18 protein-coding genes and 1 pseudogene are annotated in these 15,981 nt (G+C 62.8%); 12 read left to right on the top strand and 7 right to left on the bottom strand.

Annotation, left to right across the window (positions count from 1 at the left end):
• The first annotated feature begins 31 nt into the window (after nucleotides 1-31).
• From KI609_RS10165 to KI609_RS10150, 4 genes are all read left to right on the top strand, one after another.
• Complete coding sequence (locus KI609_RS10165) at nucleotides 32-304, top strand: bacterioferritin-associated ferredoxin (protein WP_226449668.1); 273 nt, start codon at nucleotides 32-34, stop codon at nucleotides 302-304.
• A gap of 98 nt (nucleotides 305-402) precedes the next feature.
• Nucleotides 403-1,092 (top strand): energy transducer TonB, encoded by a 690-nt coding sequence (locus tag KI609_RS10160; RefSeq protein ID WP_226449666.1) that lies wholly within the window; start codon nucleotides 403-405, stop codon nucleotides 1,090-1,092.
• A 41-nt stretch (nucleotides 1,093-1,133) separates the two neighbouring features.
• Complete coding sequence (locus KI609_RS10155; protein WP_226449664.1) at nucleotides 1,134-1,850, top strand: MotA/TolQ/ExbB proton channel family protein; 717 nt, start codon at nucleotides 1,134-1,136, stop codon at nucleotides 1,848-1,850.
• A 5-nt stretch (nucleotides 1,851-1,855) separates the two neighbouring features.
• On the top strand, nucleotides 1,856-2,266 hold the full coding sequence (locus tag KI609_RS10150) for an ExbD/TolR family protein (RefSeq protein ID WP_226449662.1): 411 nt from the start codon (nucleotides 1,856-1,858) through the stop codon (nucleotides 2,264-2,266).
• 131 nt (nucleotides 2,267-2,397) lie between these two features.
• Here the strand turns inward: KI609_RS10150 and KI609_RS22910 are convergent, their stop codons facing one another.
• Nucleotides 2,398-2,532, bottom strand: a complete 135-nt coding sequence (locus KI609_RS22910) for a hypothetical protein (RefSeq protein WP_264181379.1) — start codon at nucleotides 2,530-2,532, stop codon at nucleotides 2,398-2,400.
• Between the two features lie 68 nt (nucleotides 2,533-2,600).
• Here KI609_RS22910 and hemP point away from each other — a divergent pair, with 68 nt between their 5' ends.
• Nucleotides 2,601-2,825 carry a hemin uptake protein HemP gene (hemP, locus tag KI609_RS10145; RefSeq protein ID WP_226449659.1) on the top strand — a complete coding sequence of 75 codons (225 nt, stop codon included), beginning with the start codon at nucleotides 2,601-2,603 and terminating at the stop codon, nucleotides 2,823-2,825.
• Between the two features lie 345 nt (nucleotides 2,826-3,170).
• Here the strand turns inward: hemP and KI609_RS10140 are convergent, their stop codons facing one another.
• Nucleotides 3,171-3,578 (bottom strand): GlcG/HbpS family heme-binding protein, encoded by a 408-nt coding sequence (locus KI609_RS10140; protein WP_226449657.1) that lies wholly within the window; start codon nucleotides 3,576-3,578, stop codon nucleotides 3,171-3,173.
• 222 nt (nucleotides 3,579-3,800) lie between these two features.
• On the opposite strand from KI609_RS10140, the gene KI609_RS10135 reads away from it, so the two are divergent.
• Nucleotides 3,801-4,496, top strand: a complete 696-nt coding sequence (locus tag KI609_RS10135; RefSeq protein WP_226449655.1) for a Bax inhibitor-1/YccA family protein — start codon at nucleotides 3,801-3,803, stop codon at nucleotides 4,494-4,496.
• 123 nt (nucleotides 4,497-4,619) lie between these two features.
• Nucleotides 4,620-4,994: a hypothetical protein gene (locus KI609_RS10130; protein ID WP_226449653.1), complete on the top strand. Its 375-nt coding sequence runs from the start codon at nucleotides 4,620-4,622 to the stop codon at nucleotides 4,992-4,994.
• Nucleotides 4,995-5,057: 63 nt separating this feature from the next.
• Here the strand turns inward: KI609_RS10130 and rlmD are convergent, their stop codons facing one another.
• The 3 genes from rlmD to KI609_RS10115 form a co-directional block, all read right to left on the bottom strand.
• Nucleotides 5,058-6,518, bottom strand: coding sequence for a 23S rRNA (uracil(1939)-C(5))-methyltransferase RlmD (rlmD, locus tag KI609_RS10125; protein ID WP_226449651.1), 1,461 nt, complete (start codon nucleotides 6,516-6,518; stop codon nucleotides 5,058-5,060).
• 55 nt (nucleotides 6,519-6,573) lie between these two features.
• Entirely contained in the window at nucleotides 6,574-6,873 is a 300-nt protein-coding gene (locus tag KI609_RS10120) for a hypothetical protein (protein ID WP_226449648.1), read from the bottom strand.
• 133 nt (nucleotides 6,874-7,006) lie between these two features.
• Nucleotides 7,007-7,480 carry an Lrp/AsnC ligand binding domain-containing protein gene (locus KI609_RS10115; protein WP_226449646.1) on the bottom strand — a complete coding sequence of 158 codons (474 nt, stop codon included), beginning with the start codon at nucleotides 7,478-7,480 and terminating at the stop codon, nucleotides 7,007-7,009.
• A 139-nt stretch (nucleotides 7,481-7,619) separates the two neighbouring features.
• Between KI609_RS10115 and putA the strand changes: the two genes are divergently transcribed.
• Complete coding sequence (gene putA / locus KI609_RS10110) at nucleotides 7,620-11,366, top strand: trifunctional transcriptional regulator/proline dehydrogenase/L-glutamate gamma-semialdehyde dehydrogenase (protein WP_226449644.1); 3,747 nt, start codon at nucleotides 7,620-7,622, stop codon at nucleotides 11,364-11,366.
• A 99-nt stretch (nucleotides 11,367-11,465) separates the two neighbouring features.
• On the opposite strand, the gene KI609_RS10105 is transcribed toward putA, so the two are convergent.
• Nucleotides 11,466-12,539 carry a DUF6352 family protein gene (locus KI609_RS10105; RefSeq protein ID WP_226449641.1) on the bottom strand — a complete coding sequence of 358 codons (1,074 nt, stop codon included), beginning with the start codon at nucleotides 12,537-12,539 and terminating at the stop codon, nucleotides 11,466-11,468.
• A gap of 613 nt (nucleotides 12,540-13,152) precedes the next feature.
• On the opposite strand from KI609_RS10105, the gene KI609_RS10100 reads away from it, so the two are divergent.
• From KI609_RS10100 to KI609_RS10085, 4 genes and pseudogenes are all read left to right on the top strand, one after another.
• Nucleotides 13,153-13,314, top strand: a complete 162-nt coding sequence (locus tag KI609_RS10100) for a hypothetical protein (protein ID WP_413463400.1) — start codon at nucleotides 13,153-13,155, stop codon at nucleotides 13,312-13,314.
• A gap of 49 nt (nucleotides 13,315-13,363) precedes the next feature.
• Nucleotides 13,364-13,726, top strand: a complete 363-nt coding sequence (locus KI609_RS10095; protein WP_226449639.1) for an AtaL-like protein — start codon at nucleotides 13,364-13,366, stop codon at nucleotides 13,724-13,726.
• Between the two features lie 35 nt (nucleotides 13,727-13,761).
• Nucleotides 13,762-14,206: pseudogene (locus tag KI609_RS10090) on the top strand (IS5 family transposase); the annotation flags it as partial.
• A 221-nt stretch (nucleotides 14,207-14,427) separates the two neighbouring features.
• On the top strand, nucleotides 14,428-15,588 hold the full coding sequence (locus KI609_RS10085) for an IS30 family transposase (protein ID WP_226450124.1): 1,161 nt from the start codon (nucleotides 14,428-14,430) through the stop codon (nucleotides 15,586-15,588).
• On the opposite strand, the gene KI609_RS10080 is transcribed toward KI609_RS10085, so the two are convergent.
• Nucleotides 15,560-15,829 carry a hypothetical protein gene (locus KI609_RS10080; RefSeq protein WP_226449637.1) on the bottom strand — a complete coding sequence of 90 codons (270 nt, stop codon included), beginning with the start codon at nucleotides 15,827-15,829 and terminating at the stop codon, nucleotides 15,560-15,562. The genes KI609_RS10085 and KI609_RS10080 overlap by 29 nt on opposite strands.
• Between the last annotated feature and the right edge of the window lie 152 nt (nucleotides 15,830-15,981).

Genomic DNA, 15,981 nt, shown 5'->3' with positions numbered 1-15,981 from the left:
CAACAGCCAGCCACACTGCCTGCTTGCCATCATGATCGTCTGTGTTTGCCGCCGGATTTCTGACCGTGAGATTGCCCGCCATGCACGCGCTGGCATGAGCTTCGACGAGATCCAGTTTGAGCTGGGCGTAGCCACCCAGTGCGGATGCTGCGAGAGCTGCGCCCGTGACGTGGTGGCGCAATGCAGTGCATCGCACCCTGTTGCTGCGGTGCACAATGATGCCGCGCCACAGACGATACAGCTTGCCAACTCCATTTTGGAAAGCAAGTCATGGAACTCCTCTCAACACTCGCGGGCAGCCTGATCCTCGTCGCAGGCTCGGCCTGGTGGATCTTTCGCAAATAATCAAGGTCTTTTAGGCCTCTGGCGCTTATTGAATAAGCGCAAGTAGCTATCATTTTTATGTCTTACCCAGATCGTTTTGCTGCCCCAAGGGGCATCAGCCGCAATACCGTGATCGTGGGCTCTGTCATTGCACTGCATGTCGGCGGCATCTGGGCGCTGCAGTCTGGCCTGGTACGCAAGGCCGCCGAAGTGATCGTGCCGGCCGAGTTGCTCAGCGAGTTCATCGCGCCGCCGGCCCCGCCCAAGGTGACACCGCCACCGCCCGCACCGCCACCGCCGCCCAAGCCGGCGCCCAAGGTTGCGCCACGCCCGGCGCCGATGCCGGTGGCCATCAATGACCCCGTGCCCGCGCCTAACGCGCCCACAGGCATCACCACGCCACAGCCGCCTGCGCCACCGATGGAAGCCCCCGCAGCGCCCCCGGCGCCAGCGCCTGCAGCGCCCGCCCCACCGGCCCCACCGCGCATCGAGATGCCATCGAGCGATGCGGCTTACCTGAACAACCCCAAGCCCAGCTACCCCGCCATCAGCAAACGCATGGGCGAGCAGGGCAAGGTGGTGCTGCGCGTGCTGATCGGCACCGACGGTTTGCCGCAAAAGGTAGAAATCAGCAAGTCCAGCGGTTTTGACCGGCTGGACCGACAGGCGCAAGAAGCCGTCATGCGCTGGCGCTTTGTGCCCGGCAAACGCAACGGTGTGCCCGAGACCATGTGGAATCTGGTCCCTGTCAACTTCGTTCTCGAATAGCCCAATCAACGTTTTAGATCACCGCTTCAGGGAGTTTTTTCATGGAATCGCAATTCGGCATCGCCAACGTCTGGATCCAGGGTGACTTTGTCACCCGCGCCGTCGCCATCCTGCTGCTGGGCATGTCGCTGGCCTCGTGGATCGTCATCCTCATCAAGGCGCTGGACATCATCAAATTCAAAAAGCACGCCCGCACTGCGCAGGACTTCTGGCACAGCGAGGACTTTGCCGCAGGCCTGACCAAGCTGGGCACGGACCCGACCAACCCCTTCCGCCACCTGGCGCTGGAAGGCCGCGAGGCCACGGCCCACCACCGCAACACCAAGGCCCACCTGCACGACAGCCTGGACGTGAGCGACTGGGTTACCCGCTGCCTGCGCAACTGCATCGACGAATTCACCGCCCGCCTGCAGTCGGGCCTGGCCATCCTGGCCTCGGTGGGTTCCACCGCGCCTTTCATCGGGCTGTTCGGCACCGTCTGGGGCATCTACCACGCGCTGCTGGCCATCGGCACCTCGGGCCAGTCCACCATCGACAAGGTGGCCGGTCCTATTGGTGAAGCACTGATCATGACGGCGCTCGGCCTGGCCGTGGCCATTCCTGCGGTGCTGGGCTACAACGCGCTGGTGCGCGGTAACAAGTCCATCCTGAATGGCCTGAACAGCTTTGCCCATGACCTGCACGCCTATTTTGTGACCGGCGCCCGCGTCAGCACCGGCGAGCCCGGCAATGTGGTGCCCATGAAGAAAGGCGGCTGAACACCATGGCCTTCGGAACCCAAGACGAATCCGATGAGGTGATGAACGAAATCAACATGACGCCCCTGGTGGATGTCATGCTGGTGCTGCTCATCATTTTCATCATCACCGTGCCGGTGATGAAACACTCGGTGAACGTGGACCTGCCGCGCGCCACCAACCAGATTGAGAACATCAAGCCCGAAACCGTGCGCCTGTCGGTGGCGGCTGATGGCAAATACTTCTGGAACGAGTCGCAGGTCACGCAAGAAGAGCTCTACCCGCTGTTGCAGGCCGAAGCCGCCAAGGAACCACAGCCCGACCTGCACATCCGCGGCGACAAGGAAGTGCGCTACGAGTTCGTGGCCCAGGCCATGGCCGCCGCCCAGCGCGCCGGAGTACGCAAAATTGGTTTTGTGACGGAGCCACAGCCCTGACGCCAGGCGCACAAAGGGTTTGTTAGCCTTTACCGTGCCTTGGCGGCCCCTTCGCCGTCGCAAAGCGAAGAACGCCCAGGCCCGTGCTTTGCCGCAATGGGTTGGTGAGTTGGTGGGTTGGCCTTCAGACCTCACACACCCACGGGTTGCCGCATCAACCAAAGCGTCATGCCCAGCACGGAGGGGTCAGGCCGCACAGAGCTTTCATTCGCCAGCACCGACAGCACAACCGGCACCAACTGCACCAACTGCACAAAAAGAAACATAAATTCCGCTTGACCAGTAATTGCGAATCGTTATCATTAACAAAACGCACCGCCACAGGAAACCAACCATGCAAGCCACCACCATGACCTCCGCCTCGCTTTTGCGCCCAGGCCATGCCGAAAACGCCGCCGCACAGCGCCCCATCGACGGCGGCACGGGCACCAGCCCTGCGGAACTTGCCGTGGACAGCAGCGCCCTGTTGCAAGGCCAAAAGGCCGTGTCCATCAGCCACAACGGCTCGGTGTATCGCCTGCAGGCCACCAAGCTGGGCAAACTGATCCTGACGAAATAACACGGCACGCCGAGCGGGCTCAGCCTGCCGGGCCAGGACAATTTTCCAAAAACCTTCCCTCTCCAGTTTCATCGTGGGGCGACTCCCGGACTTGTCATAAGTCCGACAGGGTCGTTTTTGCCAGCCAACGGGTTTACCCCCGCGTAGCCAGGCTTTTTTTCCCACTTCGCCATACGCCATACCTATCCTGCGCGGCTCTTGAAACAGCCGCTGGCAACAAAAAACCGGCGCTGAGCCGGTTTTTTGTTGGGGCATCAATAATCTGACGACTATTGGCGTTTTGTGCTTTATCTATGTAGCTTCTGAGCTATCAAAAACAGAGTTGTCTGATGCGCCAGTGGCTTATCACAAGCCCAATGCGGCGATGCCAGCACGTGCAATCTGCGCATCTTCGTTGGACTTCACCCCGCTCACGCCCACCGCGCCCAGGCACTGGCCGTCCTTCATGATGGGCACGCCGCCTTCAAGCAAGCCATCGATGGCTGGCACGCTCAGGAAGGCCGTGCGGCCACCATTGATGATGTCCTCATACACCTTGCTCTCACGGCGGCCCATGGCTGCCGTGCGGGCCTTGGAGGGGGCAATGTAGGAGGCCGAGGCAGCGGCACCATCCAGGCGCTGCAGCCACAGCAGGTGCCCGCCATCGTCCACAACGGCAATCGCCACGGCCCATTGGTTCTTGAGGGCTTCAGCTTCTGCGGCAGCGGCAATGACTTTGACATCGGCCAGTTCAAGTTCGTGTTTGGTCTTCATGCGTTCACTCCGGCAAGGAAATAATCGGGGCGCTCAAGGCGAAACGCCCCGGAGCAAGAGGCGCCAAGCATAGCGAGAATGCCAAGGCGTTTACCCCCAGTCGGGGTGAAAGTACCCTCACAAAAAGTAGGTGACAGGGCAACGCCATTGCAAAACAATCCATCGTCACCACCTAGAATTTGCTTTGTCTGCATGGTGCAGGCTATCAAGGAGAGACACAAGATGAATGACCAAGTCACCACCCTGGGCCACTCTGCGGGCTATGGCATCTCGCAGCAAGAACGCCACCGGGTGCTTCGCAATACCTATTGGCTGCTGGCGCTGAGCCTGATCCCCACGGTGCTGGGCGCCTGGATTGGTGTCGCCACGGGCATCACACAGTCGCTGCGCGGCGGCCTCGGCTTGATCGTGTTCCTGGGTGGCGCGTTCGGCTTCATGTATGCCATCGAAAAAACCAAGCGCTCGGCCGCTGGCGTGCCCGTGTTGCTGGCATTCACGTTCTTCATGGGCTTGATGCTGTCGCGCATGATCGGCATGGTGCTGGGGTTCTCGAACGGCGCCGAGCTCATCATGACGGCCTTTGCCGGCACAGCGGGCGTGTTCCTGGTGATGGCCAGCGTGGCCAGCGTCGTCAAGCGCGATCTGTCGGGCATGGGCAAGTGGCTGATGGTGGGCGCACTGGTGCTCATGGTCGGTGCTGTCGTGAATGTGTTCGTGGGCTCCACTGCCGGCATGATGGCCATCTCCATGGCAGCCATCGGCATCTTCAGCGCCTACATGCTGTATGACATCAAGCAGATTCTGGACGGCGGCGAAACCAACTACATCAGCGCCACCCTGGCCCTGTACCTGGACATCTTCAACGTATTCCAGAGCCTGCTGGCCCTGCTGGGCATCATGGGCGGCGAGCGCGATTGAGGCACTGCCTGGCCTTGATTGGCCTTGACTTTCATCAAAAGGCTCCTGCGGGAGCCTTTTTTATGGCCCCCTTGCCAGGATCAGGCCTCAATAGCGCTGCGGGCATGCCGATAATGCAAGTACATGTATCCACCCTCCACATTCCCCCTGTTGCGCCTGATGGTCCTTTCGACCGTTGTGCTGCTCGCGGGCTGCGACAAAATTCCCGGGTTAGGCCCTGATCCACGCATAGAGCAGCGCGACGCAGAAGCCAAAGCCATTGGTGGCGCCTGCCGCCATGCGCTGCGGGGTCTGGAGGACTGCTACACCCTCAACCCCAAGGCCGCCAAGGCCTCGGTGTTTGCAGGCTGGAAGGACATGGACGGCTACATGCGCGAAAACAAGATCGAGGGCACGCCGTCGGTGCTGGGCAAGGTTGAAAAGCCTAAGCGCAGCGAGCCGCCGGCCGACATCGAAACCGAACCCAGCGACACCGCCACCAACCGCGGCCGCAGTTGAGGTTGCGGTGGGGTGGAGTGCCCCCACAGGCGCAACCCCACATTGATTGCGCCCCTGACTGACTCACTCCCGCTCAAACACGGCCATGCTCTCGACGTGGGCCGTGTGCGGGAACATGTTCACCATGCCAGCCGCCGTGCACCGGTAGCCCGCCAGATGCACCAGCAGCCCTGCATCGCGCGCCAGCGTGGCGGGGTTGCAACTCACGTAGACAATGCGCTTTGGGGGCGTCCAGCCCTCGGCCCCTTCAGGCAATGGCCCGGCGCCTTCGGCACCGATGCGTGCCTGCTCGATGTCGGCCAGCGCCTTGGCCAGCGCGAAGGCACCTTCGCGGGGTGGGTCCACCAGCCACTTGTCGGCGGACCCGTCGGCCACCAGCATCTCGGGAGTCATCTCGAACAGATTGCGCGCTACAAAATCAGTAGCTGCCAGCGCTTTATGGTCGGGCGCTACGGCCTGATTCAATGCATAGTTCTCGCGCGAGCGGGCCACCAGCGTTTCGCTGCCTTCAATACCCAACACTTCGCGCGCCTGCGTGGCCAGCGGCAGTGTGAAGTTGCCCAGGCCACAAAACCAGTCGATCACACGCTCGTGTGGCTGCACGTCCAGCAGGCGCAGCGCGCGCGACACCAGCACACGGTTGATGTGCGGGTTCACCTGCGTGAAGTCGGTGGGCTTGAACGGCATGGTGATACCAAAGTCCGGCAGCGCATACGACAGCAGCTCGCCACCTTCGTCCAGCAGCTTCACCGTGTCTGGGCCCTTGGGCTGCAGCCACCACTGCACCTGGTGCTCAGCCGCGAAGGCACGCAGCCGGGCAATGTCGTCAGCGCTCAGCGGCTCGAGGTGGCGCAGCACCAACGCGGTCACCGTGTCGCCACAGGCCAGTTCGATCTGGGGGCAGGTGTCGCGGGCATCCATGCCGGCGATCAGTGCGCGCAGCGGCATCAGCATGGCGTCGACATGGGGCGGGAGCACAGGGCATTGCTGCATGTCGGCCACATAGCGGCTCTTGCGCTCATGAAAGCCGATCAGCACCTCGCCCTTCTTGATCACGTGGCGCACCGACAGGCGGGCTCGGTAGCGGTAGCCCCAGGCGGGGCCTTCGATGGGCCGCAGCATGGTCTGCGCCTTGACCTTACCCAGGTGCCAGAGGTTGTCTTCCAGCACGCGCTGCTTGACGGCCACCTGGGCACCAATATGCAGATGCTGCATTTTGCAGCCGCCGCAGGCACCGGCATGCAGGCCGAAATGTGGGCAGCCGGGACGCACGCGCTGTGACGATTCGCGATGGATCGCCGTCAGGCTGGCCTGCTCCCAGTTGTTTTTCTTGCGGTGGGTGTTGGCGGTGACCAGCTCAAAAGGGAGTGCACCTTCGATGAAGATGACCTTGCCGTCGGGCTTGCGGGCCACGCCCTGGGCGTCAAGGTTCATGGACTGGACTTGCAGCCAGCCCTCAGGGAAATCGGATGCGTCCTGTACGCCGGGTTCAAACGAGGGGGATAGTTCTTTCGGTTCGCTCATCCCCCGATTGTCTCAGGCCCGGGGCTGGCCATCCCGCCACCCCCATCAACCTGGATCAGCTGCGGTCCGCGCGTGCGGGGCGCATGCGCAAGCCACCGGGGGCCGAAACCGTCGTCAACGGCAGTTTGTTCATGCTGAACCGGCAACCATGGTCATCCGGCGTAAACACCAGCGTGGAGCCAGGGGCTACCACCGGCAGCGTTTCATGGATCTGGCGCGACATGTCCACCGGGGGTTCGTAACTCCGGTACACCACGGTTTTATCCGGGCCATACACCACATAGCACGAGGCCGCAGCGGACTGGCTGAAAAGGGCAGCCACCAGGGCTGCGGCTGCGTAGGGAAAGGCGGTCATGGTTCTTCTCCTCGATCGGACGTTTGTGCGGGGCATTATGCGGGCTTTGGCCTGCGCAGCCAATGTGACCCAAGCGGCAGCGCCGCTGCCCGCGCACATCCATCCCATCAACTGCCCACCGATGCACAGAGCGTCAACGCAAGGGCAGATGATTGCTGTGCTTGACCTCTTCCATCACCGCATAGGTGCGCGTCTCGCGCACACCCGGCAACTGCCACAGCACGTTGCCCGCAAACACGCGGTAGGCGTTCATGTCGGCCGAGCGGGTTTTGAGCAGGTAGTCAAACCCACCCGCCACCATGTGGCATTCCATGATCTCGGGGTGCACCTGCACGGCGGCCTTGAACTGGTCGAACACATTGGGCGTGGTGCGATCCAGCAGCACCTCCACAAACACCAGCATGCCCGCGCCCAGCTTCAGGGGGTTCAGGCGCGCCTCGTAGCCCAGGATGAAGCCATCCCGCGTGAGGCGCTGCACGCGCGCCAACACTGCCGTGGGCGACAAGGCCACCGCCTCGGCCAGCTTGAGGTTGGCAATGCGGCCGTCTTCCTGCAGGATTGACAGAATCTTGCGGTCTATTCGGTCCAGATCGGGTTCTGTTGGCATATTGAGTAGCGATTTATTCTGCACGAGCGCCAATTTTCGACCATTTATTCATCATCAACCCAAGGATCATCGCCAGTAACGTGCAAAACCGACACATCCACCCTGTGTTGGGCCCACAAAACCCCTGAAAGACACCGCCATGACGCTGCCCTCCGCCCTGTTTGCAGACTTCGCGCCCCGCACGCCACTGAGTAACCCGCTGCGCGCCGCCATCACCGCTGCCTACCGCCGCCCCGAACCCGAAGCGCTGGCCCCACTGCTGGCCCAGGCACGCCTGCCACGGGACCAGGCCGAAGCAGCCGAGCAACTGGCCCTGCGCATCGCCAAGGCCCTGCGCGAACGCAAGGCCAGCGCCGGGCGCGCAGGCATCGTGCAAGGGCTGCTGCAGGAGTTTTCGCTGTCGTCGCAAGAAGGCGTGGCGCTGATGTGCCTGGCCGAGGCGCTGCTGCGCATCCCCGACAAGGCCACGCGCGATGCGCTCATCCGCGACAAGATCAGCCACGGCCAGTGGGATGCCCACCTGGGCAAAAGCCCTTCGCTTTTCGTCAACGCCGCCACCTGGGGCCTGCTCATCACCGGCAAGCTGGTGGCCACGCACAGCGAGGGCAGCCTGGGCAATTCGCTCAGCCGCCTGATCGGCAAGGGCGGCGAGCCCCTGATCCGCAAGGGCGTGGACATGGCCATGCGCATGATGGGCGAGCAGTTTGTGACCGGCGAGACCATTGACGAGGCCCTGCACAACGCCCGCACGATGGAGGCCGAGGGCTTTCGCTATTCGTACGACATGCTGGGCGAAGCGGCGCTGACCAGCGAAGACGCCAAGCACTACTACGCCTCGTACGAGCAGGCCATCCACGCGATTGGCAAGGCCTCTGCCGGGCGCGGCATCTACGAAGGGCCGGGTATCTCCATCAAGCTCTCGGCCCTGCACCCGCGCTACAGCCGCGCACAGTTTGGCCGTGTGATGGACGAGCTGTACCCGCTGGTGTTGCGCCTGACCGCGCTGGCCAAGCAGTACGACATTGGCCTGAACATCGACGCCGAAGAAACCGACCGCCTGGAGCTGTCGCTCGACCTGCTGGAGCACCTGTGCCACGAGCCCACGCTGGCAGGCTGGAACGGCATTGGCTTCGTCATCCAGGCCTACCAAAAGCGCTGCCCCTTCGTCATCGACTATGTGGTGGACCTGGCCCGCCGTAGCCAGCGCAGACTGATGGTGCGCCTGGTGAAGGGCGCGTACTGGGACAGCGAAATCAAGCGCGCCCAGGTCGATGGCCTGGAGGACTACCCCGTGTACACCCGCAAGGTGCACACCGACATTTCGTACATCGCCTGCGCGCGCAAACTGTTGGCCGCACCCGAGGCTGTCTACCCCCAGTTCGCCACCCACAACGCCGAAACGGTGGCCACCATTTACCAACTGGCGGGCAGCAACTACTACGCGGGGCAATACGAATTCCAGTGCCTGCACGGCATGGGAGAGCCGCTGTATGAGCAGGTGGTTGGCGCCATCACCGCCGGTAAATTGGGACGCCCGTGCCGCATCTACGCCCCCGTGGGCACGCACGAAACCCTGCTGGCCTACCTGGTGCGCCGCCTGCTCGAAAACGGCGCCAACACCTCGTTTGTGAACCGCATTGCCGATGAAACGATTGCGCTGGACGAGCTGGTGAAGAGCCCCGTGCAAGTGGTGGACCAGCAAACTGCCGTGGAAGGCACTGCGGGCCTGCCCCACCCCCGCATTGCCACGCCGCAGGGCCTGTATGGCGCCCACCGCAGCAACTCCCGCGGGCTGGACCTGTCGAACGAAAACACGCTGACCGAGCTGGCTACCACGCTGCAAGCCACGGCAAGCCACGACTGGGCGGCAGCGCCCCTACTGGCCGCAGACGTGCCCGCAGGCCCCACCCAGCCCGTGAGCAACCCCGCCAACCACAACGACGTGGTGGGCCAGGTGCAAGAAGCCACCACCGCCGATGTGGACCAGGCCCTGGCCCACGCCCAGGCCGCCGCAGCACCTTGGGCTGCCACGCCACCCGCCGAACGCGCAGCGGCCCTGCTGCGCACCGCCGACCTGCTGGAAACCCGCATGCAGCCCCTGCTGGGCCTGCTGATGCGTGAAGCGGGCAAAAGCGCCAGCAACGCCGTTGCCGAGGTGCGCGAAGCCGTGGACTTCTTGCGCTACTACGCCGCCCAGGTGCAAAGCACCTTCGACAACGCCACCCACCTCCCGCTGGGCCCGGTGGCCTGCATCAGCCCCTGGAACTTCCCGCTCGCCATCTTCATGGGCCAGGTCGCTGCCGCATTGGCCGCAGGCAACCCCGTGCTGGCCAAGCCGGCAGAGCAAACCCCGCTGATCGCCGCCGAGGCCGTGCGCCTGCTGTGGCAGGCCGGTGTGCCCCGCGCGGCCGTGCAGCTGCTGCCCGGCCAGGGCGAAACCGTGGGCGCGCGTTTGATTGGAGATGAGCGCGTGATGGGCGTGATGTTCACCGGCTCCACCGAAGTGGCGCGCATCCTGCAGCGCGCCGTGGCGGGTCGGCTCGACGCCGCAGGCCGCCCCATTCCGCTGATTGCCGAAACCGGCGGGCAAAACGCGATGATCGTGGACTCGTCCGCCCTGGCCGAACAAGTGGTGGGCGATGCCGTGTCGTCCGCCTTTGACAGCGCAGGCCAGCGCTGCTCGGCCCTGCGCGTGTTGTGTGTGCAGGACGACGCTGCCGACCGCGTCGTCGAGATGCTACAAGGCGCCATGGGCGAGCTGCGCGTGGGCAACCCCGCCGCGCTCGCCGTGGACGTGGGCCCAGTGATTGACGCCGAAGCTCAGGCAGGCATCACCCAACACATCGAGACCTTCAAGGCCAAGGGCCACCGCGTGTTCCAGCACCCGAACCATGTTTCGGCTACCGGAGCCCAGGGCACCTTCGTTCCGCCCACATTGATCGAACTGAACCACATCGGAGAACTGCAGCGCGAAGTCTTCGGCCCCGTACTGCACCTGGTGCGCTACGCCCGCAACGACCTGGACCAGCTGCTCGACCAGATCAACGCCACCGGCTACGGCCTGACACAGGGCGTCCACACCCGCATCGACGAAACCATTGCCCGCGTGGTGAACCGTGCCCACGCAGGCAACGTCTACGTGAACCGCAACATGGTCGGTGCCGTGGTGGGCGTGCAGCCCTTTGGCGGCGAAGGCCTGTCGGGCACGGGGCCCAAGGCGGGCGGGCCGCTGTACCTGCTGCGCCTGCTGTCGCATCGCCCGGCCGATGCGCTGGCGCGCACCTTTGCAGAGGCTGACCGCGCCACGCCACCCGAGGATGCTGTGCGCGAGCGCCTGCTGGCGCCCCTGGCCACCCTGCAGCAATGGGCCCAGTTGCAAGGCAACGCAACCCTGGCCAGCACCTGCCAGCGTTTTGCCCAGCAAACCCAAAGCGGCACCGCCCGCACCCTGCCCGGCCCTACGGGCGAGCGCAACGTCTACACCCTGGCCCCCCGTGCCCGCGTGCTGTGCCTGGCGCAAAGTGTGGACGACCTGCTGGTGCAGACTGCAGCCGTGCTCGCCAGCGGTGGCACCGCTCTGTGGCCCCACGCCCAGGCTAACCAGCGCAAGCCATTGCCCACGCTGGTGCAAGCGCAGGTCATGCTGCAGGACAACACACTGAACGACGGCACCCTGGAGCTGGACGCCGTGCTGCACCACGGCGACGCCCCATCGCTACAGGCCGTGTGCACTGCCCTCGCCCGCCGCGCCGGGCCCATCGTGGGCGTGATGGCACTGCAACCCGGTGCCACGGACATCCCGCTGGAGCGCCTGCTGATCGAACGCGCGCTGAGCGTGAACACAGCAGCGGCTGGGGGCAATGCGAGCCTGATGACAATGGGATGAGGGCCCAGCACCGGGCCGCCATCCAACGTGGAGAAATTTGAATAAAACTGGCCGCTAGCGCTTACTCATCAAGCGCTAGCAGCTATTTATTTAATAGCATCAAGACGCTGATGCCAGTGGCAAATTGAGCAACAGGTTCTGGGGCTTGATGCGCACCACACCCTCGGCGTTGGTCGCCAGCCCCAGGTACACCGGCTTGCCCGCCACATCGGCGCGCATCTCGGAGGGGTTGGCAAAGGTCAGCGTGAACAGGCTGACCAAGCGCAGCATGCGTTCCGCCTCCACCGGGGTGTCCTGGTACAGGTCGTTCAGGATGGCGGTGGACTCCACATCCAGCCCCACATGCCAGCGCCAGGCGCTGTCGTTGATCTGGTGCACCGGCTCAATCTGCACCTGCACGCCCAGCATATGCAACACCCAGCGCTCCAGCACGCGCGCCAGGGCCTTCAAGCCCGAGCGGGCGCGGGTCAGCTTGAGGGTGAGGCCGTGGCTCAAGTCCTGCGTCAGCTCATGGGTCAGGTCCAGCAAAAAGTGGTGACGCTCGCTCTGCGCCCAATACAACGCCGCGTTGTCAGCCGTAAGCACCTGCATGTCGATGGCGGGCTGCAATGCTCCGCTTTGCAGCAGCAGGCGCCCCACCTCGCCCAAACCCGCGGTCTCATTGAGCATGTCCAAGGTTGCCCGATCGCCTGCCAGCATCTGCCCCTCTTGCACGGTGATGCGTTGCGGGCGAAACAACATCTCGGCAGCGCGGGCTTCGAGGGCGTCGTTGCAGTCATCCAGCAGGTTGCGCAGCAGAGCCTGCACCACGGCGTCGATGAACACGGCAGGCACGTTCACCGCCCCGCTGCGCATGAGTTGCAGGTAATACGCCTCCAGCGTGCCCGCCGCCATCAAGCCATCGCGAAAGCGCAGGAACACAGCGTAGTTCTCGCGCGCATCTTCGTCCTGCACGGCAGCCAGCTCGACCGTGGGCACAGGCTTGAGCGGCGTGGACAACAGGCTTTCATGCAGGGCCACTTCGGCCGCGCAAGACTCGGGCACCAGGGCCAACTCAGGCCGTGCAAGCAGGCTGCGGACATATGCCTCTGTAGGCACCGACCAGCCGCGGTCATTGCGCTGCAAACCAGAATAGCCACTGCGGGTCCAAAAATCGTTGGGGTGTTGGGTCACAAGGGTCTGTCTTTCCATTCCAATGGCGCAAGGCTACACCCCCCGTGCTTTCCCGCAGTTGCCTACGGGCTTGAAAGGTCAGCGGCACAATGACAGCACCATGATCGCGGCGCTCACCACGTTCCTGATCCGCACCGAATGCCCGCCCGGCGCCTGAGTGTGAGACCGCGAGGCCCTGCTGAAAAACCCGCAAGGCGAGACCCGCCGCCATCAAGCAGCACCTGGACCAGCGGCCGAAGATCAGCTACGAATTGCTGGACGAAGGGGGTTGTTTGGTGGGCTGTAGCCGCACAAATACAGCACAGGTTCTGCGGTGCGATCCCATCAAAAAAAGAAAAAAAGGCCTGGAAGTCATTCAAGGCACTTTTGCATAAAGATGTTACGGCTGACCTTGAATCGACCAGTTCAGAGCACTTGTTCCAATTCCGAACTGATAGGACGCATGTATCGGGAAAGGCGCATCCAGCTTTGTTTTGCAAGGACTCGGGGTGGTCATGAAATTACTGGCGGTGTTGGTCATTCTGCAGTTGGCGTCAACACCGCAACGTTAAACCGCCCCATCGCCTACGGTGGCGACGACACCGGCACCTTTGAGACCACCCTGCGCAACGCCATGCCGCACTGGATGGCGTACGACATGCGCCTGATGGCCGAGCGCTTCCTGACCGACTGCATGGCGCCCGAAGCGGGCGACGTGGAGCGCCTGGTGCAACTGCTAGGCCGCCCGCTGCATTCGTACCGCAGCATCGCCGATGCGGCCTCCCAGGCGGCCTGAGCGCCGTGCAACGAACTCTTTAAGCAAGCAACACCGACAGGAAACCACCATGATCTATTCCACCGCCACCGTCAACCCTGCCGGCGAAGTGCCACTCACCCGCGCCGAGACCTGGGCGGGCCTTGTGCTCAAGGCCCGCGATGCACGGCTTTTTCTGCCGCCCAACTTGTGCACCCACTGCGAGGTAGTGCAAGAAAGCGGCACGCATATCGTGCGCGAGGCCACCATCGCGGGGCAGGATCTGCGCGAGATCATCGCCTTCGAGCCGCAGAGCAAAGTGACCTTCTTCCAAGCTGCATGCCCGCGCGAGGGCGCGATCGTCAACGAGCTTTTTGAGGACGAACACGGGCAGCTCCAACTGCGGTTCTACGGCTACCTCGGCCTGCGCGGCAAGCTGCCCGGTGGCCCTTAGAACCTGTTTACGATCTCCTAAGATAGGAAAATCGCTTGGTGACCAGAAAGCCATACCCAAGCGACATCAGCCGAGAGAAATTCTCTGAGATAGAGCCATTGCTGCGTAGCGTGCGGCGCAGCACCAAACCCATAGAACTGAACCTGTACGAGGTGTTCTGTGCGGTGCTGTACCTTCTGCGCACGGGTTGCCAATGGCGTTTTTTGCCACCACAGTTTCCCAAGTGGCAGAACGTGTATGCGTACTGGCGCAAATGGAGTGAGCCTGACCAGCGCGGAATGAGCGTGCTGGAGCAGGCTTTAAAAAAATCAGGTTGGCGCGGCCCGAGAGAGACTGGGGCGCAACGCCTCAAGCGCGTTCTTGATCGTGGACGCGCAGAGCGTGAAGAACACAGACACGGCGGCCTTGAAGGGCTATGACGCGGGCAAGAAAGTCTCAGGCATCAAGCGCCACATTACGGTGGATACCCAAGGGTTTCCATTCAGTTCGGAGACCGCATCTCCGTCAATTGAAGTCCGAACCGTTTACACAAAAATTCGGACACGCCCTTGGGGGCGGGTACAACTGCTCACTCCGTGCGCGACGATTCGTTCTCAAAGCGCTCCCAGCACTGGCCTGTTTTGAATTGCCGGTGACGGAGGGCAGATTCAACCGGTCGATGCAACACACTAACCACCGCGTAGGCGCAAGGAGTGTTGCAGATGAAACAGCGACCAAGAATCTACTATTCAGATACCCAGAAGGCGCTGATGTGGGAGCGCTGGAAGCAAGGCTGGACGCTGCATGAGATCGGCAAGCTCTTTGATCGCGCCCACTCGTCGATCCATCGGATACTTGCAGAGACGGGCGGATTCCGGCCTGCGCAGCGATCACGTGCAGCAATTGCATTGACGTTGGCAGAGCGCGAGGAGATCTCGCGGGCGATGGTGTCAGGCGAATCGATTCGCTCCATCGCAACGCGGCTCGGGCGAGCACCGTCGACGATCAGCCGAGAGATCAAGCGCAATGGCGGCTGTGATGGCTACCGTGCAACTCAGGCAGATGAAGCGGCTTGGAATCGAGCGCAGCGCCCAAAGCGCTGCAAGCTCAGGCAGAACCGTGCATTGGCCCGGATCGTGGCTCACAAGCTGCGGATGCTGTGGTCGCCGGAGCAAATTGCAGGTTGGCTCAAGCAAACTTATCCTTGCGACGAGAGCCAGCACGTGTCACACGAGACCATCTACCGCAGTCTGTTCATTCAAGCGCGTGGCGCCTTGAAGAAGGAGCTGTTGGAGCACCTCAGACGCACTCGTGGAATGCGCCGATCACGGCACTACACACAGAAGACGGCAATTCACGGAAAGATCGTTGACGCTGTTTCGATCAGCGAGCGCCCCGCTTGCGTCGAGGACCGGGCAGTGCCTGGTCACTGGGAAGGCGACTTGGTCTTTGGCAGTGGCAACAGCCAAATTGCGACACTGGTTGAACGTCAAACGCGATACGTGATGCTGGTGAAGCTGAATGGCAAAGACTCGCAGTCGGTCGTCAAGGCACTCATCAAGAGCGCCAGCAAGCTACCGCAGGAACTGTACAAGTCACTGACCTGGGACAGAGGCTCGGAGATGCATGCTCACAAGCAATTCACGATGGCTACCGACATCCAGGTGTACTTCTGCGACCCGCGAAGCCCATGGCAGCGGGGAAGCAACGAGAACACGAACGGCTTACTCAGGCAGTACATGCCCAAGGGCATGAATCTCTCGGGTCTCTCACAGCTTCAGCTCAACGCCATTGCGAGACAATTGAATGAGAGGCCGCGCAAGACGCTGGGCTTCCACACACCCGCTGAGATGTTCAGCGAATGTGTTGCATCGACCGGTTGAATCTGCCGCTGGTGGCGTTCTTGGAGTCCTTGGGGTCCACCTCGCCACTGAGCGTGCCGGTCACACGCTGGTATTCGCCCACATCGCCGTAAGTGCCGGGGAAGGCTTCAGTGCCGGTGATCTCCAGCTTGAAGGCCGGGCCCTTGGCTGCGTCACTGTTGCTGCTGCCGCCGCAGGCAGCGAGGGCCGCAGCAGCGGCGGCGGTCAGCGCTATTTTTCCGAATGCATGAAGGGGTCTCATGTTGTCTCCTTGGATGGGTGGTTGATGTGGCCGCTTGTGCGGCTCTGGGGGAAGGTGGCGGCGTCTTTGCGCCGCACGCGGGCAAGGCTTCGCCCACACCTGCCAGTGAATGGCAGGGGGCGCGAAAAAAGCGGAAAGAAGGGAGAGAACCC

Origin of the sequence: Acidovorax radicis (genome assembly GCF_020510705.1) — a bacterium.
Taxonomy (GTDB): domain Bacteria; phylum Pseudomonadota; class Gammaproteobacteria; order Burkholderiales; family Burkholderiaceae_C; genus Acidovorax; species Acidovorax radicis_A.
The sequence above is the reverse complement of the archived record's forward strand: the minus strand, read 5'-3'. Positions and strand labels throughout refer to the sequence as shown.

Excerpts from the sequence above, each read along its gene's own strand:
- KI609_RS10150 (WP_226449662.1), top strand. The coding sequence starts at position 1,856 with ATGGCCTTCGGAACCCAAGACGAATCCGATGAGGTGATGAACGAAATC.
- KI609_RS10085 (WP_226450124.1), top strand. The coding sequence starts at position 14,428 with ATGAAACAGCGACCAAGAATCTACTATTCAGATACCCAGAAGGCGCTG.
- rlmD (WP_226449651.1), bottom strand. The coding sequence starts at position 6,518 with ATGAGCGAACCGAAAGAACTATCCCCCTCGTTTGAACCCGGCGTACAG.
- KI609_RS10135 (WP_226449655.1), top strand. The coding sequence starts at position 3,801 with ATGAATGACCAAGTCACCACCCTGGGCCACTCTGCGGGCTATGGCATC.
- KI609_RS10165 (WP_226449668.1), top strand. The coding sequence starts at position 32 with ATGATCGTCTGTGTTTGCCGCCGGATTTCTGACCGTGAGATTGCCCGC.
- hemP (WP_226449659.1), top strand. The coding sequence starts at position 2,601 with ATGCAAGCCACCACCATGACCTCCGCCTCGCTTTTGCGCCCAGGCCAT.
- putA (WP_226449644.1), top strand. The coding sequence starts at position 7,620 with ATGACGCTGCCCTCCGCCCTGTTTGCAGACTTCGCGCCCCGCACGCCA.
- KI609_RS10140 (WP_226449657.1), bottom strand. The coding sequence starts at position 3,578 with ATGAAGACCAAACACGAACTTGAACTGGCCGATGTCAAAGTCATTGCC.
- KI609_RS10095 (WP_226449639.1), top strand. The coding sequence starts at position 13,364 with ATGATCTATTCCACCGCCACCGTCAACCCTGCCGGCGAAGTGCCACTC.
- KI609_RS10100 (WP_413463400.1), top strand. The coding sequence starts at position 13,153 with ATGCCGCACTGGATGGCGTACGACATGCGCCTGATGGCCGAGCGCTTC.
- KI609_RS10080 (WP_226449637.1), bottom strand. The coding sequence starts at position 15,829 with ATGAGACCCCTTCATGCATTCGGAAAAATAGCGCTGACCGCCGCCGCT.
- KI609_RS10130 (WP_226449653.1), top strand. The coding sequence starts at position 4,620 with ATGTATCCACCCTCCACATTCCCCCTGTTGCGCCTGATGGTCCTTTCG.
- KI609_RS10115 (WP_226449646.1), bottom strand. The coding sequence starts at position 7,480 with ATGCCAACAGAACCCGATCTGGACCGAATAGACCGCAAGATTCTGTCA.
- KI609_RS10160 (WP_226449666.1), top strand. The coding sequence starts at position 403 with ATGTCTTACCCAGATCGTTTTGCTGCCCCAAGGGGCATCAGCCGCAAT.
- KI609_RS10155 (WP_226449664.1), top strand. The coding sequence starts at position 1,134 with ATGGAATCGCAATTCGGCATCGCCAACGTCTGGATCCAGGGTGACTTT.
- KI609_RS10120 (WP_226449648.1), bottom strand. The coding sequence starts at position 6,873 with ATGACCGCCTTTCCCTACGCAGCCGCAGCCCTGGTGGCTGCCCTTTTC.
- KI609_RS22910 (WP_264181379.1), bottom strand. The coding sequence starts at position 2,532 with ATGTTTCTTTTTGTGCAGTTGGTGCAGTTGGTGCCGGTTGTGCTGTCG.